A 23,381-nucleotide genomic window follows, 5' to 3' on the forward strand; every position below is an offset into this window, starting at 1 on the left:
CATGACATTCAAAGAACAAATACTTCAAGGCATTCCAACTAAATTGCCTTCTCAAAAAGAATATTCCACCACGATTAGTCATGCTCCTAAACGAAAAAACCTTCTGTCTTTAAAAGAAAAAAAACTAGCCATTAAAAATGCTTTGCGTTATTTCCCTAAAGATTGGCATGCTGAGTTATCGCAAGAATTTGCTTTTGAACTAACTACCTATGGTAGAATATACATGCACCGATTTAAGCCTGATTACCAAATGTATGCGCGACCCATACATGAGTATCCATACCAAACAATCCAGGCCGCAGGTATCATGCTAATGATTCAGAACAATTTAGATCCCGCAGTTGCGCAACATCCAGAGGAATTAATTACCTATGGTGGTAATGGCGCTGTTTTCCAGAATTGGGCACAGTATCTTTTAACCATGCAGTATTTGGCAACCATGAATAATGAACAAACGCTTCATGTGTATTCTGGTCATCCTATGGGCTTATTTCCGTCATCCATTGAAGCGCCTCGAGTTGTAGTGACGAACGGAATGATGATTCCGAATTACTCCAAACCTGATGATTGGGAAAAATACAACGCTTTAGGCGTAACACAATACGGACAAATGACTGCCGGCTCTTATATGTATATTGGACCACAAGGCATTGTTCATGGCACCACGATTACGGTAAAGAATGCCTTTAGAAAAGTATTAAAACCTGACGAAAATCCATCAGGAAAAATATTCTTAACTGCCGGATTAGGTGGTATGAGTGGTGCACAACCAAAAGCTGGAAATATTGCAGGTTGTATTACCATTTGCGCCGAAGTAAATGCTGCTGCTGCAATAAAAAGACATGAACAAGGTTGGGTAGATGTATTGGTAACTAATTTAAATGATTTAGTTACTAGAACTAAAAAAGCACAAGCGGAAAAAGAAGTCGTATCCATCGCTTTTATTGGTAATATTGTTGATGTTTGGGAGCGTTTTTACGATGAAGACCTATTTATTCATCTGGGTTCTGACCAAACATCATTACACAACCCTTGGGCAGGCGGTTATTATCCTGTTGATTTATCGTTTGAAGAGGCAAATGAACTAATGGTTGCTAATCCTGAATTATTTAAGGAGAAAGTCCAGATTTCTTTACGAAGACAAATCGCTGCAATTAACAAACATACCCAAAAAGGCACTTACTTTTTTGACTATGGAAATGCTTTTTTATTGGAAGCTTCAAGAGCTGGAGCTGCGGTAATGGCTAAAAATGGTATCGACTTTAGGTATCCATCATATGTTCAAGATATTCTTGGCCCTATGTGTTTTGATTATGGTTTTGGTCCGTTTAGATGGGTTTGTACTTCTGGCAACCCCTCCGATTTACACAAAACAGATGCCATAGCACAACGTGTTTTAGAAGAAATAAAGAGCACCGCACCGGCTGAAATTCAGCAGCAGATGCAAGACAACATTACTTGGATAAAAGAGGCTGAGAAAAACAAATTGGTAGTTGGGTCTCAAGCTCGAATTTTATATGCCGATGCTGAAGGGAGAGCCAAAATTGCGGATGCATTTAATACCGCAATTTCCAATGGAGAAATTTCTGCTCCAGTGGTTTTAGGTAGAGATCACCATGATGTAAGTGGTACTGATTCTCCGTTTAGAGAAACTAGTAACATCTATGATGGTAGTAAATTCACTGCTGATATGGCCATCCACAATGTCATTGGAGACAGTTTTAGAGGCGCCACTTGGGTTTCTATCCATAATGGTGGTGGTGTAGGTTGGGGAGAAGTAATTAATGGCGGTTTTGGAATGGTCTTAGACGGTACAAAAGAAGCTTCAAAACGACTCAAAAGCATGCTTTTTTACGATGTAAATAATGGCATATCAAGAAGAAGTTGGGCTAGAAATAAAGAAGCGATTTTTGCTATTCAACGAGAAATGGATAGAAATCCTGAATTAAAAATAACTTTGCCTAACTTAGTTGATGATAAAATGTTAGTGAACTTATTTAGTGATGATGTTGGACTATAAAATTACTGCAAAAGACCTATGGACAGGCAGAAAATCTGATCAGGAACTTTATTTACATGAAAAAGTACAGTGTGTTTCTTTGGTTGAATTCGAATTTAATAAAGATTTAAAAATTATTGCCCTTTTAGGGTATGCTTGCGACGAAGGTGTTAAAAGAAATCAAGGTAGAATTGGCGCAGAACATGGCCCAGATGCAATACGAAAATCGTTGGGTAAATTCCCAAATCATTTAGCCAATGACACCCAATTTTTAGACTGCGGAACGATCACATGTCTCAATGCAGATTTAGAATCCACGCAAACAAACCTAACCAATACCATTGAATTATTACTCTCTCAAAATACCTTTCCGATTGTAATTGGAGGTGGTCATGATATTGCCTACGGACATTTTAAGGGCATTAAAAAGCATCTTGGTAATAAGAAAATAGGCATTATTAATTTTGATGCTCATTTTGATTTACGACAGAATACTTCGGGTAATAACTCTGGAACTCCTTTCAACCAAATAGCACAAGATTGCGAAACCGAAAACGCAGCGTTTAATTATTTATGTTTAGGCATTCGGAACGATGCCAACGACAAGGTACTTTTTGAAACAGCAGATTCGTTAAATGTAAAATACCTAGAAACGGAGCATTTTAATATGCATTACCTTGAACATGTTCAGCTAATACTAATGCAGTTTATTGAAGATGTAGATTACATTTATACTACTATAGATTTAGATGGATTTTCATCTGCCTACGCCCCAGGTGTAAGCGCGCCATCACCTATGGGTTTTTCGCCCAACATTGTTTTAGAGTGTTTAAAAGTGATCATCGACAGTAAAAAACTAATTAGCCTAGACCTTGCTGAAATGAATCCAACCTATGATATTGATGGGCAAACTGCTAAATTAGCTGCATCATTAGTGCATTTTGTAATGCATATGGTTTAACTCTACTCTAACCAAGATTTATAATATTTACCATCGTCAATATCTAACGCTGCTTGTGTTAGTTTTAGTGGTTTAAACGTATCAATCATAACCGCTAATTCTTCGGTTTTAGATTTTCCGATACTTGCTTCATAAGTTCCTGGGTGTGGCCCATGCGGAATACCTGCTGGATGTAAAGAAATAAAACCTTCTTCTACATTTTTTCTACTCATAAAATCGCCATCTACGTAATACAACACCTCATCAGAATCTATATTCGAATGGTTATAAGGTGCAGGAATGGATTGCGGATGGTAATCATATAATCGCGGCACAAAAGAACATACTACAAAAGCACTAGTTTCAAAAGTTTGGTGTACTGGTGGCGGTTGATGCACTCTCCCTGTTATGGGCTCGAAATTATGAATAGAAAATCCGTAAGGGAAATTATATCCATCCCAACCTACAATATCAAATGGGTGTGTAGCATAAGTTAAATGATGTAATTGTCCTTGCTTTTTAAGCTTCATTAAAAACTCCCCTTTTTCATCATGAGTTTGTAAGTTTTCTGGCAGTTTAAAATCGCGCTCACAAAATGGTGAGTGCTCTAAATGTTGCCCAAACCAATTGCGGTATCTTTTTGGGGTGTATATTGGATGATAGCTTTCGGTAATTAAAAGTCGGTTTACTTCGGTATCAAAATGTATTTGATAAATCATTCCACGCGGAATCACCAAATAATCTCCATACTCAAACGGAATCTCTCCCAACATGGTTTTTAAGGTTCCTGTGCCTTTGTGAATAAACAACAATTCATCAGCATCGGTATTTTTATAAAAATAAGATGTCATTGATTTTTTAGGTGCTGCCAAACCCATATGAACATCATTATTAAAAAGTACTGTAACTCTACTCTCCAAAAAATCATCAACTGGTTTTACTTGAAAACCTTTCAATAATCGGGATTTTATATTATGTTCTACGGCAGCTTTAGGCGTCAAATCTAGAGACTCCCCTACTTTTTTAATTTGTGTAGGCCTATGTAGATGATACATTAAAGAAGACATACCATCAAAACCTATAGTTCCGAAAAGCTGCTCATAATGTAATGTTCCATCTTCCTTTTTAAATATAGTATGACGTTTTTGAGGTATTTTTCCTAATTTATGATAAAGTGGCATGGTAAAATTGCTATAATTAATCTCTATAAAATTACAATTATTTTATAACAAAAAAGGTGCATTTAACCTGCAATAGAACTATAAAATGATTTGCTGCAAAAGCACTTATGCTAGTGGTTTTGAATTATTCTGAATATTTCTTATCTTTTAAATAAAAAGATTATGAAAGATGTTGTTTATTTCTATGTTGGTTTAACCACCTTAGTACTTATATCTGTTACTATAATGGCTACTATGAATTTTCCATTTAACTGGGTATTTTATGTCACAATTATAGGTCAAGGTTTAGTGGTATTTATGGTTTATAAAGTGCTAAAAGACAAATATACCACCACAAAAACGTTTAAAGATTTCTACGAAGATCATCCTATTAGCGAACAAGAACATTATAGATAAAATATAAACTTAATGGTATAGTAACCTGTAGTTTTCATGAGGCCTGAAAACAAAAAAAGCCTCCCAAAATAGGAAAGCCTTTCATCGGTTTATACATTTTTTATAAAAAATGTTTCACCACAACTTGCACTTCTTTCGAAGTACAACACAACATTGCAAATATAGAAAAGCTTTTCTATAAAATAGAAAATGTTTGCTTTTTTAGTCTTTTGCAATGACTAAAATACTTATGTAGCGTAATTTCATAAATTTCAGCTTTAAGATTAATGGCGAATAAAAAGGTTAAAATACCTAACACACCTACTTCAACGATATAAAGCATCGCCTAAACTAGTTATAGTAGACTCAAAAATTATAAAAACCTATTTTCGCAACATCAAACTAACCAAATTTTTATGCAATTAAGAAAACTAAGTAGCTTCTTAATCCTTTCCATATTAACGTACAGTTGTGAAACTGATACCATAGAAACCATTGCCGAAATAAACCATCCAAATAGCATTCTAGATCCTGAAACTGAGCAGAACTCTAATTCAAGCTCAGAAACAGAAACAGATACAAACAACGACATTAACCTTGGCGCTCAAAATTGGATTGGCGCCATGCAATTAGAGAATGGGTTATTAGAAAGTACAGAACGATCTAACTTTGTTTCATTATATGACAATGCGTTATCCATTTTATTTTTTACATCGGAGGGTGAATTTACCAAGGCTGAGAAGACATTGGATTATTTTAATGCTAAAATGGAAACTGAACTTTTGAACGGTTCTGGAGGATATTATCAGTTTAGAAATAAAGAAGGAGAAAACGGCAATAGAACCTGGTTGGGAGATAATGCATGGTTGTTAATTGCTATAAATAATTATCATTTTTATGCAAAAAACAACAAGTATCAAGCCATGGCAAATCATTTAACCAATTGGATTCGTTCATTACAAGACATCGATGGCGGTTTATGGGGTGGAAAAAACGCAGATGGAACACCAATTCATAAAGTTACCGAAGGCATACTTACTGCATTTAACGCCGTTGAGGGTTATGATGATTTTCATAAAAACATACTTAGATATTTAAAAAACGAACGTTGGGAAGCAACTGAAAATGTTTTAGTTGCTTGGCCCGAAAACCCTACGTATACTTATGCTTTAGATTTACATTCCCTCGCCTACGGAATTTTGGAAGCTTATGACGAGGATATATTAGACAATACCTCTCGCTATTTAAACACACAAATTGCAACCGTTACCACAGAAGAAATTACAGGATATTGTTTTGATGAGGATAAAGATGTGGTTTGGCTTGAAGGTACTGCTCAAATGGCAATGGCCTATAAATCTGCAGGAAGCGCTACACAAGCACAAAAACTCATTACACAAATTGAGAAAACATTTATTAACAGCAGTTTACATGGCAATAGTAATGGCGTACCATATGCATCAAACTACGCGACTAGTTTTGGTTCTGGAATGCTTTGGGATCATGCGGATGTAACACCGGCAATATCATCTACGGTGTGGTATTTATTTGCAAAACAAAATTTTAATCCATTTACCATAGGAAAGAATAAAAATATGCCCGTATCGGACCGTTTTTGGGTACAGTAAGCTTATCCTAAACACGCATCATTTACCACATTACCTTTTTTAGATTTTGATGATTTACTCATCCCTAATTCCGGAATTACGAGTAGTGGTATTTGTGTGTGAAAAACGAGTCGTTTTACAATTGGCTCACGCGTAACTTTTTCCATATAGCTATGTTGGTAGTTCAGCATGGCCAACAAATGAATATCTAATTCATCTGCAAAAACTTCCAAGGTTTTAGAAACTGAGTTTAACTCTGAAACGGTATGAATATAATGCTCAATAGTGGAGAAATACTTTCGTAGCATGTTTAGATTAAACTGCTGCAATTCAGTCAGTGCCTTAATTTTATCCTGCACATGTACTATTCGCAAAACAGAATTGAATGTTTTCACTAAATTAATAATTGGCTGCAATTCGGACTGCGTATAGAATCTATTAAAATCGGTTGCAAAAGCTATTTCCGTTGGTGTTTCAAATGTAAAATCTTCTGGAATAGCTAAAACAGGACAATTCTTAACGGCCTTGATAACGCGTACCGCATTGCTGCCCATAAAAACTTCTGACACCCCTGATGCTCCTTTAGTACCCATTATAACCATGTCTATGTTATATTCGTTTACCAATTCGCGCACTTCATCGGCTAGTAAGCTAAAGGAAGAAATTGTTTTAAAACTATGTAATTTATTATTGTACTTGCTCTGAATGTTATTTAAAACTGCATTTAATCCTTCTTTAGAATAACTTTCTACCGCCAAGCTCTCTGAGGTTACTGCTGTAGCCATGAACCTACTGGCAGCAATATTTGGTGTATACGTGTTCAACAAATAAAACGTGCATGGTTCATTTTTATATAACTCTATGGCGTAGGTTATAGCATTCCATGCATTTTTTGAAAAATCAGTAGGTAGTAAAATATTTTTCATTGGTTTGTATTAAAACTTAAAGTAAAACTAGAAGAAACGTTTTATAATTACTATGATAAATGTCAGGTTTTGAATTCTGCTTATTAATGAATTATTTGACTATTTCTTTAACTATTCACTAAATCTATTAGTGCCTTTTCATTTATTATTGCGAGCTTTTTTCCTGAAGCTTTTATCCAATTTTCCTTTTTAAATTCTGAAATTATTCGAATACAAGACTCTGTTGCTGTACCAACCACATTTGAAATTTCTTCACGGGATAGGGTTAAGTTTAAAAATCCTTTATCATCCTCCCCAAAATTATTTTTCATATATAAAAATGCTTCTGCTACCCGCTGTTTTACAGTTTGTTGCGACATATTTACTATTACATCATCTGCCTCCTTTAAATCATGCGCCATATGCCTTAAAACCTCAACGGCAAAGTTGGAATTTGAATTTAATGTATTTAAAATACCTTCTTTAGGTATAAAACACACCTGCATATCATTAACGGCAATAGCACTCAAATTAGCAGGTTCATTTGAAATTACAGAACGCTGCCCTAGTAAATGACCTTTGGTGGCTAATTTTACAATTTGGTCTTTACCATTTGAACTCAATTTAGAAAGTTTAGAAATACCATCGCGAACACAAAAAACACCATTAAGCTTTTCGCCTTCAGTAAAAATTGCATCTCCTTTTTTAAAATACTGAGTTGTTTTAGTATCAGAAACCTTTTTTAATTCTTCCTTACTCATGGCACGCAAAGAATTAAATTGACGAATCACACATTGTTCACATCTTGTTTCTTGATAATCATCCATTGGTATTTAATTTAAGACTATACAAAACTAGGAGTTGCAAAAATTTTTAAACATGACAAAAATCATATTTTAAGAATTACTGTATTTACAACTTTGCATCAGGTATAAAGCAAATGTTTATGAGTACAACTAACTGCTATCATTGTGGTGAAGATTGTGCCAATACACCAATAGATTTTGATGACAAAAGCTTTTGTTGTAATGGCTGCAAAACAGTATATGAAATTTTTTCCACGAATAACTTATCGTATTATTATGATATACAATCTGCTGCTGGTGCTACTCCAAAAATAGTAGAAGGTAAATATGATTTTTTGGCATCTGAATCTATAGTTGAAAAACTAACAGAATTTAATGATGGTGCCATGCAAATTGTGAATCTTTACATTCCACATATTCATTGTAGTTCTTGTATCTGGGTTTTAGAAAATTTAAATAAAATAAACCCTGCAGTTAGCAATTCTCAAGTAGATTTTCCTAAAAAAACCGTTAGGATCACTTATGCTTCTGATATAACTTCTTTAAAAGACATTGTACTACTTTTAGCGCATATAGGTTACGAACCTTATATTTCTTTAGACGATTATGATCAAAAAAAGAAATCTGTTAATCGCAGTTTACTATATAAATTAGGGATAGCAGGTTTTGCTTTTGGAAACGTCATGTTTTTGTCTTTTCCCGAGTATTTTGATCTTGCCAGTAACAAAACCAATGGTGGTGAATATTGGTTAAATGAATACGAAGGAGTATTTAGGTGGCTTATGTTTACTTTTTCGTTACCTGTAGTTTTTTATGCAGGTAAAGATTATTTTATTTCCGCTTTCAAAGGCTTACGCTCTAAAATATTAAATATTGATGTCCCCATTGCTTTGGGTATTCTTGTGCTATTTGTACGTAGTACTTTAGAAATAATTTTTGATTGGGGGCCTGGTTTTTTTGATAGCTTAACAGGCTTAGTTTTCTTTTTACTTTTAGGTAAATTTTTTCAACAAAAAACCTATTCTTTCTTATCATTCGAACGGGATTATAAATCGTATTTCCCCATTGCAGTAACTCGAATTTTATCAAATGGCAAAGAAGAGACAACTCAGATCTATACTATAGAAAGAGGTGACAGATTACTAATCCGCAATGAAGAACTAATTCCCGTTGATGGCATCTTAATTAACGGAAATGCTAAAATAGATTACAGTTTTGTCACGGGAGAGTCTGAGCCAGTTTATAAAACTTCTGGGGATAAAATCTTTGCTGGCGGCAAACAGCTTAATGGTGCAATAGAAATGGATGCCCTAAAGACAGTATCTCAAAGTTATTTAACGCAATTGTGGAGTAATGCTGTTTTTCAAGAAGATAAATCAAGTAAGTTCCAAACCTTAACAGATAGTATTGGCAAACGTTTTACCATTTTTGTATTGAGTGTTGCTTTTCTTTCCGCAGGTTTTTGGATCTATTTTGATAGTAGCAAAGCACTCAATGTTTTTACTGCTGTGCTTATTATAGCCTGTCCATGTGCCATTGCTTTAGCATCGCCATTTACCTTAGGTAACATGCTTAGAATTTTTGGTAGAAAAAAATTCTATCTAAAAGACACGCAAACCATAGAACAACTTGCACAAATTGATACTGCAATTTTTGATAAAACGGGTACAATTACCACATCAAAAAAGAGTGTTGCTACTTATGAAGGTATGCAATTAACTGAAGAAGAAGAATCTTTACTTAAGAATACACTTAGGGCCTCTAATCACCCATTGAGCAGAATTTTATATGATTTACTTTCTGAACAAAATATTGAAACCCTTGATGAATTTGAAGAGCATATTGGCAAAGGAATTGAAGGAACACTAAAGGATAGCCGCATAAAAGTAGGTTCTGCAAATTTTGTTGGTAAAAATCAGACTGAAGCAAGTGAAAGTACAGCTGTACATATCAGTACTAATGAAATTTACAAAGGATGTTTTGTTTTTAAAAATGAATATCGTGAAGGAATTTCAGAACTATTTAATGCGATGTCCAAAACGATACAACTCGCTATACTTTCAGGAGACAATGAAGGAGAAAAACAACGCCTGGAGCAATTATTGCCAAAGCTTACACCACTTTATTTTAATCAAAAGCCAAGCGATAAACTCCAATTTATAAAATCATTACAAGAGCAAGGCAAAAAAGTAATGATGGTGGGTGATGGCTTAAATGATGCTGGTGCCTTAGCACAAAGCAATGTAGGAATAGCTATTTCAGAGAATGTAAATATATTTTCTCCTGCTTGCGATGGAATTTTAGACGCAACCAGATTTACTGAGTTATTCAGTTACATAGTAGCATCAAAAAAGGCGATTAAGATTATTAAATGGAGTTTTATTTTATCATTAGCGTATAATGTAGTTGGACTTTATTTTGCAGTAACAGGTCAATTAGAGCCTGTTATTGCTGCTATTTTAATGCCATTAAGCTCCGTGAGTGTAGTTGCATTCACCACGGTTGCAACGAACCTTTTAGGAAAAAAATTAAAATAATAACTAAAACCTGATAAATGTCATTTTTTAGACTTTATCATCAATGTAGTTTTACAAACGATTTCAGGTAGGTATGAGTGTCATTTATCTTTTATTAGCAATAAGCATTTGTGTAGCAATTGTTTTTTTTATCGCTTTTATCATTTCGGTAAAAAGTGGTCAATATGACGATTCGTATACACCCTCTGTGCGTATGCTTTTTGAAGATGAATTGGTTAAAAAAGCACCTGAAAAAAAAAGTGAACCTATCCAACTAAATAAAAGTTTAAACAATTAATTATGGAAGTACAGCAGTTTTATTACGACAATAAGATCGTTAAAAAATTCCTCTATGCCACTATGTTCTGGGGAATAGTAGGTATGTCAGTAGGTCTACTACTAGCCTTTATGTTTATTTTTCCAAATGTAACCGATGGAATATCGTGGTTAAGTTTTGGACGATTAAGACCATTACATACAAATGCAGTGATTTTTGCCTTTGTAGGTAACGCCATTTTTGCAGGGGTGTATTACTCCACCCAACGATTGCTAAAAGCGCGTATGTACAATGATTTCCTAAGTAATTTTAATTTCTGGGGTTGGCAATTAATTATTGTAGCCGCTGCTATAACCCTACCACTTGGGTATAGCACTTCTAAAGAATATGCGGAATTAGAATGGCCAATAGATATTGCTATTGCAGTAGTTTGGGTTGCTTTTGGCGTGAACTTAATTGGAACTATGATTAAGCGTAGACAGCGCCATTTATATGTTGCTATTTGGTTTTATCTAGCAACTTTCGTAACCGTTGCCGTGCTTCATATTTTTAATAGTTTAGAATTACCCGTTAGCGGATTAAAAAGTTATTCTGTTTACGCAGGTGTTCAAGATGCTTTAGTACAATGGTGGTACGGACACAATGCGGTGGCATTTTTCTTGACTACTCCATTTTTAGGTTTAATGTATTACTTTGTACCTAAAGCGGCTAACAGACCTGTTTATTCTTATAAACTTTCCATAGTACACTTCTGGTCATTAATATTTATATATATCTGGGCAGGACCGCACCACCTATTATACTCAGCATTACCAGATTGGGCACAAAATTTAGGTGTAGCATTCTCTGTAATGCTTATTGCGCCATCTTGGGGAGGTATGATTAATGGTTTACTTACACTTAGAGGAGCTTGGGATAAAGTTAGAACCGACCCAACTTTAAAATTTATGGTTGTTGCAATTACTGGCTACGGTATGGCAACGTTTGAAGGACCAATGCTATCGCTAAAAAATGTAAATGCTATAGCGCACTTTAGCGATTGGATTATTGCCCACGTACATGTAGGTGCTTTAGCCTGGAACGGTTTCTTAACCTTCGGTATGATTTACTGGTTGGTTCCAAAAATGTTCAAAACAAGATTAGCCTCTGTTGGATTAGCAAATTTCCATTTCTGGATTGGTACACTAGGTATTATACTGTATGCATTACCTATGTATGTTGCAGGGTTTACACAAGCCTTAATGTGGAAAGAGTTTAATCCAAATGGAACTTTAGCATATGGTAATTTCCTTGAAACTGTCACTGAAATTATGCCAATGTATTGGATGCGTGCTATTGGTGGAACCATGTATATTATTGGCGCTTGTGTTATGATTTATAACGTGGTTATAACCATAAAATCTGGTAGTAAAGTAGAAGATGAATTGGCTGAAGCTGCTGCTTTATCTAAAGTTTCTAAAAGAAGAACAGCTGGTGAAACTTTCCATACTTGGTTAGAGCGTAAACCTGTACAATTAACAATTTTAGCAACAGTTGCTATTTTAATTGGAGGTATGGTACAAATTATACCAACTATTTTAGTAAAATCTAACATTCCAACTATTACAAGTGTTAAGCCTTATACCCCTTTAGAATTAGAAGGACGCGATTTATACATTCGTGAAGGTTGTGTTGGTTGTCATTCACAAATGGTACGTCCATTTAGAAGCGAAGTAGAACGTTATGGTGAATATGCTAAGGCAGGAGAATTTGTTTACGATCATCCATTCTTATGGGGAAGTAAACGTACCGGTCCAGATTTATTACGTGTTGGCGGTAAATACTCTGATAACTGGCACTTAAACCATATGTATGATCCACAGAGTACATCTTCAGGATCAATAATGCCATCTTATTCTTGGCTGGTTAGAAACAAACACGACCGTTCTAACATTACCAATAAAATGGAGGCTATGGTAACTCTTGGAGTTCCATACACCGAAGAAGATATTGCAAATGCAGAGGCAAATATGAATGCTCAAGCAAGTAAAATTGAAAAGAATTTATATGCTGATCCTGATTTTGCAAAAGGATATGAAGAGGATAAAAAATATGCTGCCGACAATGGTGAGGAATTTATCGAAATGAAGGACCGTGAAATTGTTGCTATGATAGCTTATCTACAACGATTAGGAACAGACATTAAAATAAAAGAAACTGGTGAAGTAGTTTCTAAAAACGAATAATTAATAAAGAAAAGCAACAAGGGTTAAAACCTCAATATGTATTGCTCTTGTTGCTTCTATTAAAAATCTAAATATCATGCTAAAATTTGTAAAAGGATATATGGAAACTATAGATGGCGTAGCTACCTATCCAATGATATCATTATTAATATTCTTTGTCTTCTTTGTAATCTTATTCTGGTGGGTTTTTACTGCATCAAAAGAGTATATAAAAGAAGTTAGTGAATTGCCAATAGATAAAGACAACCAATAAAACTTACGTATTATGAAAAATAAATCACTTTGGTGGATTAGAGTCCCACTTTTATTCTTCTTAATCTTCGGATTAATGGAATACTTTATAGATTCAGGAGATCAACCTGCAATTATTAAATACCCTATCACACAGTTTTTTATGCTGATGGTTCTTATTATTTTAATTGCGATTGAATTGATATTAAGTTCCATAGAAAATATTATGTTTCAGACCTTATCTCCCGAGGCAAAAGAGCGCTATTTAACCGCTAAATCTGAAAAATGGGAATGGCAATGGGGTAAGAAAGTCTATAAAAAAATGCTTGGTTCTAAACCAATGGAAGCAGAAGGCGAAATTGTTTTAGATCATAATTATGATGGTATTCGTGAGCTAGACAACAAGTTACCGCCATGGTGGGTTTATATGTTTTATGCCACTATAATTTTTGGGGTTGTTTACTTACTTCGTTTTCATGTTTTTAACGATTACAATCAAGACTTGGAATATGAACAAGAAGTTGCAGCAGCAAAAATAGAAATTGAAGAATATAAAAAGACTGCTAAAGACCTTGTTGATGAAAGTACAGTGGAATTATTAGTGGATGCCTCTGACCTTAGTGCTGGTCAAAAAATATTCGAATCTAATTGTGTTGCTTGCCATATGGCAGATGGTGGCGGAGGTATTGGCCCTAACCTAACGGATCAATATTGGATACTTGGCGGTGGCATTAAAAATGTATTCCACACTGTTTCTGAAGGAGGTAGAGATGGTAAAGGTATGATTGCATGGAAACAAACCTTAAAACCAGTAGAAATAGCTCAAGTTTCAAGTTATGTTTTAGCTACTTTAAATGGCAAAACACCTGCAAATCCGAAAGACCCAGAAGGGGAAATTTGGGTAGATCCTAATGCTCCTGCTCCAACCACAATTACACCAGAGCAAGCAGTAGATTCAACCAGCGTTGTAATGAATTAAATTAATTGGTTAGATCGTATAAATAGTAAAAAATGGCTCAAGACAGCGAAAATTTCAGAGATTCCATAGGTACCATTAATGAAGAAGGCAAAAGAGCCTGGGTATTTCCTAAAAAACCTAGTGGTAAATTTTATGAATATCGCAAGTATGTGAGTTATGCGTTATTATTATTTTTAGTTGCTTCACCGTTTATTAAAATAAATGGTAATCAGTTTTTAATGTTTAATGTTTTAGAACGGAGGTTCAATATTTTTGGATTTCCGTTTTGGCCCCAAGATTTTCATTTGTTTGTTATATCAATGATTATCGGGGTAATATTTATAGCTTTATTTACCGTAGCTTTTGGACGTATTTTCTGCGGATGGATGTGTCCACAAACTATTTTTCTTGAAATGGTTTTTCGCAGAATTGAATACTGGATCGACGGAGATAGAGGAGCACAAATAAAACTAGACCGTCAAGAATGGAATGCTGAAAAAATTAGAAAACGTGTTTTAAAATGGGTTATATTTTTCATTATATCATTCTTAATTGCCAATGTATTTTTAGCATACTTAATTGGTAGCGATCGTTTAATACAATACATTACAGACGGCCCTCTACAGCATATTAGCACTATGGTTTCGTTGTTAATTTTTACAGCCGTTTTTTACTTTGTTTTTGCATGGTTTAGAGAGCAGGTTTGTATAATTGCTTGTCCTTATGGCAGAATGCAAGGGGTTTTATTAGATAACAAATCTATTGTTGTTGCCTATGATCATAAAAGAGGTGAAGGAGAAAGTGGCCGTAAAAAATGGAGAAAAAATGAAGATCGTTCCGCATTAGGACATGGGGATTGCATTGATTGTTTTCAATGTGTAAATGTTTGCCCAACAGGTATTGACATTCGTAATGGAACTCAACTTGAATGTGTAAATTGCACGGCTTGTATTGATGAGTGTGATACGATAATGGAAAAGGTTAACCTTCCAAAAGGACTTATTAGATATGCTAGTGAAGATGAAATTGTAAAAAAAGAAAAATTCAAATTCACTCCTCGATTAAAAGGGTATACCGCTGTTCTAGTAATTCTTATTGGAGTTCTTGTTGGTATGCTTTTCTTAAGAAATGATGTTGAAGCTACTGTATTAAGACTCCCCGGACAATTATACGAACACAAAGAAGGTAATATTATAAGTAATGTATATACCTACAAAGTGGTTAACAAAACCACAAAAGATATCGAGGATATTCATTTTGAATTAATTTCTCATAAAGGAACTATTAAATTAGTTAGAAATAAAGATTTTAAAATCCCTGCTCAAAAACTTGCTGAAGGAACCTTATTCATAGAAATTAATAATAGTGCCATAAAAAGCGATAAAGAGAAAGTTAAAATAGCGGTGTATAGTGGCGATAAATTAATCGAAACGACAACTACAGCCTTTTTAGCGCCAAGAAGCTATAAATAAGAGCTGTTAGCAAGTTTAACTGGAAATTCAATAAACATTTAAGTACCATTAACTATAAAATATTACAGCAATGAAAATAAATTGGGGAACAGGAATCGTATTGGCTTTTATAGCATTCATAAGTTTTATCCTATTTTTTGTAGTGCGTATGAATATGGATGACCGTGCTAATCACGATTTAGTGACGGAGGAATATTACCAGGCAGAATTAGGGTATCAAAAAGAAATTGACGCTGAAAATAATGCTAATGCAGATGACAAAAAATTAAAAGTTTCTAAAACCTTAGAAGGACTATTAATTGAGTTTCCTGAAAACATAAATGTATCTGAAGTAAAAGGAACAGTGTCCCTTTACAGACCATCTAATAAACACTTGGATTTTGACTTTCCAATAAGTTTATCCAACTCACATTTGCTCATACCTGACAAACGTTTGTTAGATGGTCGCTGGGACATTAAAATATCTTGGGAAGATCAAAAAGAAAATTACCTACACAAAGAAAGTATTACATATTAAATGTTAGCATCAGCAATCATATTAGGACTAATGGGTAGTTTGCACTGTGTAGGCATGTGTGGACCCATAGCCTTTATGCTTCCTGTAGATAGATCTAACAACCTAAAAAAGTTTTCGCAAATATTCGTATACCATATTGGCAGATTACTCGCCTATGGCATATTAGGGCTCATTTTTGGGCTTTTGGGGAAAGGGTTATTTGTTTTTGGAATGCAACAAAAACTATCCATTATTATTGGAGTGCTAATGATTATAGTGGTTCTAATTCCCTATAAAACTTTTAGTAAGTACAATTTTTCTAAACCAATGTATTCATTAATCGCGAAGGTTAAAAGCAGACTAGGAAAAGAGCTTCAGAAAAAAACAGCCGATACCTTTTTAACCATTGGCTTTTTAAATGGTTTTCTCCCTTGTGGATTGGTTTACATGGCATTGTTTGGCGCTATTGCGATGGGAAACCCTTTAGAGGGTAGCTTTTACATGATGCTGTTTGGAGCAGGCACCATACCTTTAATGACATCAGCAATTTATTTTAGCAGCCTTTTAAAAAGTTCGGCCAAACAAAAAATTCAGAAATTAATTCCCATTTTCGTAGTTCTTATTGGCGCTTTATTTATTCTTAGAGGATTAGGACTTGGTATCCCATATGTTTCACCAAAGCCTGTTACAGAAGTCGTTTCATCTACTATGGAATGTCATAATTAGGTATCTTCACCAAAAACAAACCGCCTTTAGTATGTCTGTAAAAGAGATTGAAAATAGAACTGATGTGAGTCTTTTAGTGCGATCTTTTTATGCGAAAGTTAGGAAAGACCAAGTTTTAGGACCAATATTTAATGGTATTATTACCGATTGGGAAAGCCATTTAGAACTATTGACAGATTTCTGGGAAACACAACTTTTCTTAAAAAGAATCTATCGTGGAAATCCTATTGAAGTGCACAATGAAGTAGATAAGAAAATGAATTATTCCATATCCCCTGAGCATTTTGGTTTTTGGTTGAATTTATGGTTCGAAACTATAGACGAATTATTTACTGGCGACACGGCTTTTATAGCTAAAAATAGAGCACGACAAATGAACACGATGCTTTATATGCAAATGTTCACTAACCGACCTAAATAAAAAAAGGGAGCGTCGCTAAACTCACTCCCCTTTTCAACTACTTATATAAACAAATCAACTATTCAATTTTAAACGTCACCACTGGTATATTAGCATGGTTGGCAACATCTTCACCTATACTACCCATGAAAAAGTGAGAAATACCTTTTCTGCCATGCGTAGGCATGCCTATTAAATCAATATTTTCATTTTCTGCATAATTAAGCACCCCAAGTTCTACCGTATAATCATTGTATATTTTAACATTGATGAATTCAGAACCAACAAGGCTGGAGAATTTTTCAATTTTAATTTTGATGTCTTCCGTACTTAAGAAATTATCTCCTGGAGTATTTATGTATACAATATGAAGTTCTACTCCAAACTGATTAGCAATATATTTTGCGCGTTGATAAGCACTAATGTTCTCTTCTTTTAAATCGCATGCGAATACCATTGTTTTAGGCTTAAAATCTTTTATTTCATGCTTAATTACCAATACTGGAACCTCCGCATTACGCACTACTTTTTCGGTGTTAGAGCCAACAAATATTTCCATTAACCCATCGGTACCATGCGATCCCATGATTATGATATCTGCATTATTTGCTTCAGCCACTTCATTAACCTCACTAAAAACTTTAAAATGCTTAATTACTGGCTTAACCGAAATATCCTTTAAAAATGGTTTGTCTAAAAATTCTGCAAATCGTTTTTCAGCCATTTTCAATAAAAATACAGTTTGCTCTGGATGAAAACCTTCAGTAGAAGTTAAATAAGCCTGATTGAGCTCTAACATATGCAAAGCAAAAATTTTGGATCCATATTTTTTTGCCAGACTTGCCGCAACTTTAAGCGCGTTTTCTGACTGAATGGAAAAATCTATTGGAACTATTATATTTTTCATATACTTTTTTTTAAATGGTCATTGAAAATAATCTTGTTTCAGGAGCCCTTTTATGAAGATGCATATCAAAAGCCATGCAGATATTTCTAATAAAGGGCTTCCCTTTTTCTGTAACGATAATTTTATTGTTTGTTATTTCAATTAATTGGTCATTTTTAATCTCTTCAAGTTTCCCTAAGGTAATTTCTAAATCGGGAAAACCACCCTCTTTTTTATCAAAAGAAGTCTCAAAATGGCACATTAAATTTAAGATATGTTTTCGTATGATTTCGTCTTCCTCTGTTAAAATATGACCTCTATAAATAGGAATAATATCGCTATTGACTAAATGCTCATATTCCTCAATACTTTTTACATTTTGAGCAAAACTATACCAACTATCACTAATACTGGAAACACCTAAGCCAATCATTAATTGGGTTTTTGAAGCGGTATAGCCCATAAAATTCCGGTGTAAACTGCCTTTTTCCATGGCTTGATATAAACTGTCAGTCTTTAAGGCAAAATGATCCATGCCAATTTCATGATAACCAACTTCGGCAAGTAATTCTTTACCTTTTTCATATTGGTTACGTTTTGCTGAAGCACTTGGCAAATCTTCTTCGCTATAACCGCGTTGTCCATTACCTTTAAGCCAAGGCACATGGGCGTAACTATAAAAAGCCAATCGATCTGGCATTAAGCTTTTTGTTTTTAAAATAGTATGCTCAACATCTTGAATAGTTTGATGCGGTAATCCAAAAATAATATCATGACCAATAGATGTATACCCTATTTCTCTGGCTGCCTCTGTTACTTTTTCTACATTTTCAAAAGGTTGAACACGGTGTATGGCTTTTTGTACCTTTTCATTGTAGTCTTGCACTCCAAAACTCACCCTTCTAAAACCAACTTCATAAAGTGCCTGTAAATGTTCTTTTGTGGTATTATTCGGATGACCTTCAAAACTAAACTCATAATCAGCCGCTTTATCTGCCGATTTAAAAATTCCGTTTATTAGGTATTTTAGGTTTTCCGGAGAGAAAAAAGTTGGAGTTCCTCCGCCCAAATGCAATTCTTTAATAATTGGTTTTTCATTAAATAAATTGCAATACAATTGCCACTCTTTTAAAACGGTTTTTAAGTAAGGAACTTCAACTTCATGCCTTTTTGTGATGCGTTTATGGCAACCACAAAACGTACACATACTTTCACAAAAAGGCAGATGAATGTATAGGCTAATTCCTTCTATAGCATTGCTTTCAGAAAAACTTTTCTGAAGTGTTTTTTGCCATTTTTTACCAGAAAAATTAGTAATATCCCAATAGGGAACCGTGGGGTAACTGGTATATCTAGGACCTGGAATATTATATTTTTGAACTAAGCTGCACATTATAAAAGTATTTACCACAAACTTACATAGCTCACCAGTGAAAAAGTATGATAATTGTCAGTTTACTAGTTACTTTTTGTGCTGCTTACTTAAATTTTCCAATACTCTAAATTTTACAATTTTTCTAATCAAGGCTAATGGCATGGGTTTATCTAATGGAAACTGAACAGAACCTTTTCCCGTTTTATAACCACTAAGCTCCTTTACAAATTCTTTATTACCTGATGGCAAAGCATAAAACCCTATATGGTTTTTATATGCTGCAAAATACACCAACATTCCATGATACTTAAATGCGGGCATTTTATAGCTAATAACCTCCATTGCTTCTGGTGCTTCTTGTTTAATGGTTTGCCTAATTTCTTCTAGTACAACTTGGGTTTCTTTAGAAAACAATTGCATATATTCATCAATGGTTTTAGGTGTTTGATGCTCCATAAGGCTACCTTTTAGGCTTCGGTATATTTTTTGAAATTATTTAAAATTGCCTGCCATCCGTCTTTTTGCATTTGAATAGGATTTGTATCTTCTGCCTCAAAAGTTGTGACAATTTTAGTTTTATAATCGCTCAATGCTTTAAAGCTTGTGGTTGCTTTTCGGTCATCATCCATAACATATGAAATTAATTTATGCTTTTCTATTTCGGTGTAAGTCCCTTCAAAATCGAAGCCAAAACTACCATCTTTAGCTTCCATTCTAGATAAAAACCGGCCACCTGTTCTTACATCGTTTTCAGATTTAGTGGTGTGCCAATCATCGGAGGCATTGTTCCAATTTATTATGTGTTTAGGAAGTGTCCAGTATTCCCAAATCTTACTTAAGGGAGCACTAATTGTTGCTTCAATTGTTATAGCATTTTTCATAATTACATTTTTTATTCGGGCATTTTAGCCAAATCCATATAAAGCATACTCCAACGATGACCATCCCAATCTTCAAATCCAAACGCGTACATCCATCCTTGAGATTCGCCGGGTTCGGCATATATTTTACCTCCAGCTTTTCTTACTTTTTCAGCCATTGCATCTACTTCTTCCTTACTCTCTGCATCAAAATTTATCAAAACTTCGTTTCCTTTTGTAGTATCAGAAACTGCATTTCCGGAAAATGTTTTAAAAGTTTCTTCTGGAAAGAGCATTAAAACAAATTTATTTTCTCCGGTAAACTACCTCGGGGCAAGCCCACGAGGCATTGAAACGAAATCAATTTTTAATTCAAGGCAAGCCTTGGGGTATTATACCCTTTGGCGGTGCCAATAAAAAAACTGCCCAAATACTTAGCGTTTTTATGCATAGGGTTTTCTTTAAAGCCGATTGCTCTAAAAAATATTTTTGCCTTTTCTATATCCTTAACTGGCAAGTTTAGCCATACTTGTTGTATCATCTACAAATATTAATCTACATAAAGTTAAAAATTTTAATGATTGATTATAATAACATGCTAAGGATTTAGCTATTTAATGAACCCATCTTGACTTTTGTTTTTACCTTTGCTATTCTTTCCAGGTATTATATTGATTAAACATAAACAAATGGAACGCAATAATCTTTATCCAATTTTTTTAAAAGTTTCCAACTTAAATATTTTAATTGTTGGCGGTGGTAACGTGGCGCTAGAAAAACTTACTTTTTTATTAAAATCTAGTCCAGATGCAAATGTAGAAATGGTTTCGCTTATGTTTAGAGATGACACCATTGCACTTGCTAATAAGTTTAATATAAAAATGACAATAGCGCCATACGATAAGACGTATTTACAAAATAAACATATGGTTGTAGCTACCACAGATAATGTTCCTGTGAATGAGCAAGTATATCATGATTGTAGAGCACAGCATATTTTGGTAAATGTGGCTGACAACCCTCCATTTTGTGATTTTTACATGGGAGGTATTGTAACGAAGGGCAATGTAAAGGTTGCTATATCAACCAACGGTAAATCACCAACAACCGCCAAAAGATTACGTCAATTTTTTGAAGATGTTATCCCTGACAACATTGATGATTTGGTAAAAAATTTAAACGAATTTAGAAAAACTATTAAAGGAGATTTTGAGGAAAAAGTAGAAACGCTAAACGAGTTTACCAAAGGTTTAGTAAATAAAAAATAATGCCCGCAAGAGCTTTAATCTTGTATTAGATAAGGCGCTAAATCTTTATTATTTCTCAGGTTGCAAATTAGTTTTTCTTGCAATGGTTTTTCCATAAATTCAAAAACTTGGTCATAGTTTTTAGCTTTATCTTTGTCAGCACTATCAATTGAAGATGTAACTATAACCACTTTTACTAATGGTTTAATTGCAATTGTATTTAGTTCATCAAGAAATTCCCACCCATTCATTACTGGCATATTAATATCTAGCAAAATTAAAAACACTTTGTCTTCATCTTTATTTGCTAATACGTAGTCTAACACCAAGCTTCCATTTTCAAAAAATAATTGCTTTGGAAAATTACATTTATTAAAAGTTGCTTTGTGTAAATACAACACCACAGGATCGTCATCAACCAGTAAAATCTCCAATTTCATATTTCTTATTATTTATTTCTATTTCAGATGCTTTAGCAGAAATTTCATGTATAATTAAATCCAACTCGTTAGCAGATTTAAGCAATGCATTATTTAAAAAATCGGAGTTATTAGCTACTTCTTCTGCATTATTTTGTAATATATTAATTAAGCCCATCATTTTAGCTAATGGGGCTCTTACTTTATGCGATTGTACCCAAGCAATTTCTTTTAAATTTTCGTTCTGCTCAACAATCGCTTTTACATAATTTAATCTTTCTGTAACATCATTTGCCAATATTATGCGAACTGTTTTACCATTATGCGAAAATAGATTACTTGTAACTTCAACCGAAATAATTTGACCGTTCTTTTTTTTATGTTTAAATAATCCTCTAAATTTTCTACTCTTATCTTTTTTAGTAGCATTAATAATTTCTTTAAAAGAATTTAGATCCTCTGCAGGTCTTATATCTTCAATAGTCATTGCTAAAAACTCTTCATAAGAATAGCCATAGTGTTCTATGGCAGACTTATTTACATCTAAAAAATATAATGTATCCAAATCATAAACCCACATGGGCTGTGGACTCAAATGAAAAAGATCCATATATCTTTTTTCTGATTGCTCTAATTGAAATATATACTTATTACGCTCAATTGTATAGCGCAGACTTTTATATAGTGAAAGAGCCGTAATTTCATCTTTAACTAAATAATCTGAAATCCCTAGTTTTAAGGACTGAATACTAAATTGAATATCTGAATAACCAGTTAATACAACAATGGGGATTTTTGGACTTAAGAATAATATTTCATGAATTAAATCTATACCATTTTTATCTGGTAAGGATAGATCTAGAAATATTAGGTCTATCTTCAACGTAGTATCCAGAAGAATAACCTTAGCTTCTTTAAAACTTGTGGCAGTATATATTGTTGGTTGGGCTATTTGATTTTTCAGGTATTCTTGAAAAAGCACCAAATCGCCCGGATTATCTTCAATAATCAAAATTGTATAATCTAACGGGTCTTTTAGCATATAACTTCTATTAAGGCAATTCTACAAGATTTAACCAAAAACTTTCTATTTCTGAAACCGCATCAATAAAATCTTCTGGCTCTACTGGTTTGGTTATGTAACAATTTACATAATTAGCATAGGCTTTTTTAATATCTACACTTGAAGAGGATGTTGTTAACATTATAATAGGAATATGCTTATAGAGCACATTGCTTTTTATTTTTTGCAAAACTTCATGTCCATTTTTCTTAGGCAAGTTTACATCAAGTAAAATTATATCAGGGGTACTCACATGGCTGTATTTACCATTTTTATAAATAAACTCTAATGCTTCTTCACCATCATTTACCACCTTAAGTTTACTATCTAATTTACAACTTTTTAAAGCTTCTGTAGTTAGCAATATATCGCCTTCGTTATCTTCTACTAATAATATTTCAATGCTTTTCATAGGTC

The 23,381-nt window shown here is 33.8% G+C and carries 26 protein-coding genes; 14 read left to right on the forward strand and 12 right to left on the reverse strand.

Annotated elements, in window-relative coordinates; genetic code table 11:
- The first annotated feature begins 1 nt into the window (after position 1).
- Entirely contained in the window at positions 2-2,020 is a 2,019-nt protein-coding gene (locus tag B8963_RS02045) for a urocanate hydratase (RefSeq protein ID WP_084059742.1), read from the forward strand.
- Positions 2,004-2,960: a formimidoylglutamase gene (gene hutG / locus B8963_RS02050; RefSeq protein WP_317043673.1), complete on the forward strand. Its 957-nt coding sequence runs from the start codon at positions 2,004-2,006 to the stop codon at positions 2,958-2,960. The genes B8963_RS02045 and hutG overlap by 17 nt, the downstream gene beginning before the upstream one ends.
- A 2-nt stretch (positions 2,961-2,962) precedes the next feature.
- Here hutG and B8963_RS02055 read toward each other — a convergent pair whose 3' ends face one another.
- On the reverse strand, positions 2,963-4,120 hold the full coding sequence (locus tag B8963_RS02055) for a homogentisate 1,2-dioxygenase (protein ID WP_084059743.1): 1,158 nt from the start codon (positions 4,118-4,120) through the stop codon (positions 2,963-2,965).
- A 162-nt stretch (positions 4,121-4,282) separates the two neighbouring features.
- On the opposite strand from B8963_RS02055, the gene B8963_RS02060 reads away from it, so the two are divergent.
- Entirely contained in the window at positions 4,283-4,516 is a 234-nt protein-coding gene (locus tag B8963_RS02060) for a hypothetical protein (RefSeq protein WP_084059744.1), read from the forward strand.
- A gap of 395 nt (positions 4,517-4,911) precedes the next feature.
- Entirely contained in the window at positions 4,912-6,123 is a 1,212-nt protein-coding gene (locus B8963_RS02065; RefSeq protein ID WP_084059745.1) for a hypothetical protein, read from the forward strand.
- Between the two features lie 2 nt (positions 6,124-6,125).
- Here B8963_RS02065 and B8963_RS02070 read toward each other — a convergent pair whose 3' ends face one another.
- A complete protein-coding gene (locus B8963_RS02070) occupies positions 6,126-7,028 on the reverse strand; it encodes a universal stress protein (RefSeq protein ID WP_084059746.1) in 903 nt (300 codons plus the stop codon).
- A 107-nt stretch (positions 7,029-7,135) separates the two neighbouring features.
- Positions 7,136-7,834 (reverse strand): Crp/Fnr family transcriptional regulator, encoded by a 699-nt coding sequence (locus B8963_RS02075; RefSeq protein WP_200810812.1) that lies wholly within the window; start codon positions 7,832-7,834, stop codon positions 7,136-7,138.
- A gap of 119 nt (positions 7,835-7,953) precedes the next feature.
- On the opposite strand from B8963_RS02075, the gene B8963_RS02080 reads away from it, so the two are divergent.
- The 9 genes from B8963_RS02080 to B8963_RS02120 all read left to right on the forward strand — a co-directional run bounded on the left by B8963_RS02080 (position 7,954) and on the right by B8963_RS02120 (position 17,135).
- Positions 7,954-10,350 carry a heavy metal translocating P-type ATPase gene (locus B8963_RS02080; RefSeq protein WP_084059747.1) on the forward strand — a complete coding sequence of 799 codons (2,397 nt, stop codon included), beginning with the start codon at positions 7,954-7,956 and terminating at the stop codon, positions 10,348-10,350.
- Positions 10,351-10,423: 73 nt separating this feature from the next.
- Positions 10,424-10,627 carry a cbb3-type cytochrome oxidase assembly protein CcoS gene (gene ccoS / locus B8963_RS02085; RefSeq protein WP_084059748.1) on the forward strand — a complete coding sequence of 68 codons (204 nt, stop codon included), beginning with the start codon at positions 10,424-10,426 and terminating at the stop codon, positions 10,625-10,627.
- A gap of 2 nt (positions 10,628-10,629) precedes the next feature.
- Positions 10,630-12,831 carry a cytochrome-c oxidase, cbb3-type subunit I gene (gene ccoN, locus B8963_RS02090; RefSeq protein ID WP_084059749.1) on the forward strand — a complete coding sequence of 734 codons (2,202 nt, stop codon included), beginning with the start codon at positions 10,630-10,632 and terminating at the stop codon, positions 12,829-12,831.
- 76 nt (positions 12,832-12,907) lie between these two features.
- The gene (locus tag B8963_RS02095; protein ID WP_084059750.1) at positions 12,908-13,084 is read left to right on the forward strand and encodes a cytochrome C oxidase subunit IV; all 177 of its coding nucleotides are present in this window, start codon (positions 12,908-12,910) and stop codon (positions 13,082-13,084) included.
- A gap of 12 nt (positions 13,085-13,096) precedes the next feature.
- The gene (locus B8963_RS02100; RefSeq protein WP_084059751.1) at positions 13,097-14,041 is read left to right on the forward strand and encodes a cbb3-type cytochrome c oxidase N-terminal domain-containing protein; all 945 of its coding nucleotides are present in this window, start codon (positions 13,097-13,099) and stop codon (positions 14,039-14,041) included.
- Between the two features lie 32 nt (positions 14,042-14,073).
- Positions 14,074-15,492 (forward strand): cytochrome c oxidase accessory protein CcoG, encoded by a 1,419-nt coding sequence (gene ccoG, locus B8963_RS02105; protein WP_084059752.1) that lies wholly within the window; start codon positions 14,074-14,076, stop codon positions 15,490-15,492.
- A 70-nt stretch (positions 15,493-15,562) separates the two neighbouring features.
- Positions 15,563-16,009 carry a FixH family protein gene (locus B8963_RS02110; RefSeq protein ID WP_084059753.1) on the forward strand — a complete coding sequence of 149 codons (447 nt, stop codon included), beginning with the start codon at positions 15,563-15,565 and terminating at the stop codon, positions 16,007-16,009.
- Positions 16,010-16,714 carry a sulfite exporter TauE/SafE family protein gene (locus tag B8963_RS02115; protein ID WP_084059754.1) on the forward strand — a complete coding sequence of 235 codons (705 nt, stop codon included), beginning with the start codon at positions 16,010-16,012 and terminating at the stop codon, positions 16,712-16,714.
- Between the two features lie 31 nt (positions 16,715-16,745).
- Positions 16,746-17,135, forward strand: a complete 390-nt coding sequence (locus B8963_RS02120) for a group III truncated hemoglobin (RefSeq protein WP_084059755.1) — start codon at positions 16,746-16,748, stop codon at positions 17,133-17,135.
- Between the two features lie 58 nt (positions 17,136-17,193).
- Here B8963_RS02120 and B8963_RS02125 read toward each other — a convergent pair whose 3' ends face one another.
- The 6 genes from B8963_RS02125 to B8963_RS15990 all read right to left on the reverse strand — a co-directional run bounded on the left by B8963_RS02125 (position 17,194) and on the right by B8963_RS15990 (position 20,776).
- Positions 17,194-18,021: a universal stress protein gene (locus tag B8963_RS02125; protein WP_084059756.1), complete on the reverse strand. Its 828-nt coding sequence runs from the start codon at positions 18,019-18,021 to the stop codon at positions 17,194-17,196.
- Positions 18,022-18,031: 10 nt separating this feature from the next.
- Positions 18,032-19,393 (reverse strand): oxygen-independent coproporphyrinogen III oxidase, encoded by a 1,362-nt coding sequence (hemN, locus tag B8963_RS02130; protein ID WP_084059757.1) that lies wholly within the window; start codon positions 19,391-19,393, stop codon positions 18,032-18,034.
- A gap of 69 nt (positions 19,394-19,462) precedes the next feature.
- Positions 19,463-19,831, reverse strand: a complete 369-nt coding sequence (locus B8963_RS02135; protein WP_084059758.1) for an iron chaperone — start codon at positions 19,829-19,831, stop codon at positions 19,463-19,465.
- 11 nt (positions 19,832-19,842) lie between these two features.
- Positions 19,843-20,256 carry an SRPBCC family protein gene (locus B8963_RS02140; protein ID WP_084059759.1) on the reverse strand — a complete coding sequence of 138 codons (414 nt, stop codon included), beginning with the start codon at positions 20,254-20,256 and terminating at the stop codon, positions 19,843-19,845.
- An 11-nt stretch (positions 20,257-20,267) separates the two neighbouring features.
- A complete protein-coding gene (locus B8963_RS15985; RefSeq protein WP_200810813.1) occupies positions 20,268-20,531 on the reverse strand; it encodes a VOC family protein in 264 nt (87 codons plus the stop codon).
- Between the two features lie 71 nt (positions 20,532-20,602).
- Positions 20,603-20,776, reverse strand: a complete 174-nt coding sequence (locus B8963_RS15990) for a hypothetical protein (protein WP_200810814.1) — start codon at positions 20,774-20,776, stop codon at positions 20,603-20,605.
- 148 nt (positions 20,777-20,924) lie between these two features.
- Here B8963_RS15990 and B8963_RS02150 point away from each other — a divergent pair, with 148 nt between their 5' ends.
- Entirely contained in the window at positions 20,925-21,503 is a 579-nt protein-coding gene (locus B8963_RS02150; protein WP_084060692.1) for a precorrin-2 dehydrogenase/sirohydrochlorin ferrochelatase family protein, read from the forward strand.
- Between the two features lie 14 nt (positions 21,504-21,517).
- On the opposite strand, the gene B8963_RS02155 is transcribed toward B8963_RS02150, so the two are convergent.
- The 3 genes from B8963_RS02155 to B8963_RS02165 are packed head-to-tail and all read right to left on the reverse strand — an operon-like array spanning position 21,518 to position 23,376.
- A complete protein-coding gene (locus tag B8963_RS02155; RefSeq protein ID WP_084059760.1) occupies positions 21,518-21,922 on the reverse strand; it encodes a response regulator in 405 nt (134 codons plus the stop codon).
- Positions 21,897-22,943, reverse strand: coding sequence for a PAS domain S-box protein (locus B8963_RS02160; RefSeq protein ID WP_084059761.1), 1,047 nt, complete (start codon positions 22,941-22,943; stop codon positions 21,897-21,899). Before B8963_RS02160 ends, B8963_RS02155 begins: the two co-directional genes overlap by 26 nt.
- 10 nt (positions 22,944-22,953) lie before the next feature.
- A complete protein-coding gene (locus B8963_RS02165) occupies positions 22,954-23,376 on the reverse strand; it encodes a response regulator (RefSeq protein WP_084059762.1) in 423 nt (140 codons plus the stop codon).
- Between the last annotated feature and the right edge of the window lie 5 nt (positions 23,377-23,381).

The organism is Cellulophaga tyrosinoxydans (assembly GCF_900176415.1).
Classification (GTDB): domain Bacteria; phylum Bacteroidota; class Bacteroidia; order Flavobacteriales; family Flavobacteriaceae; genus Cellulophaga; species Cellulophaga tyrosinoxydans.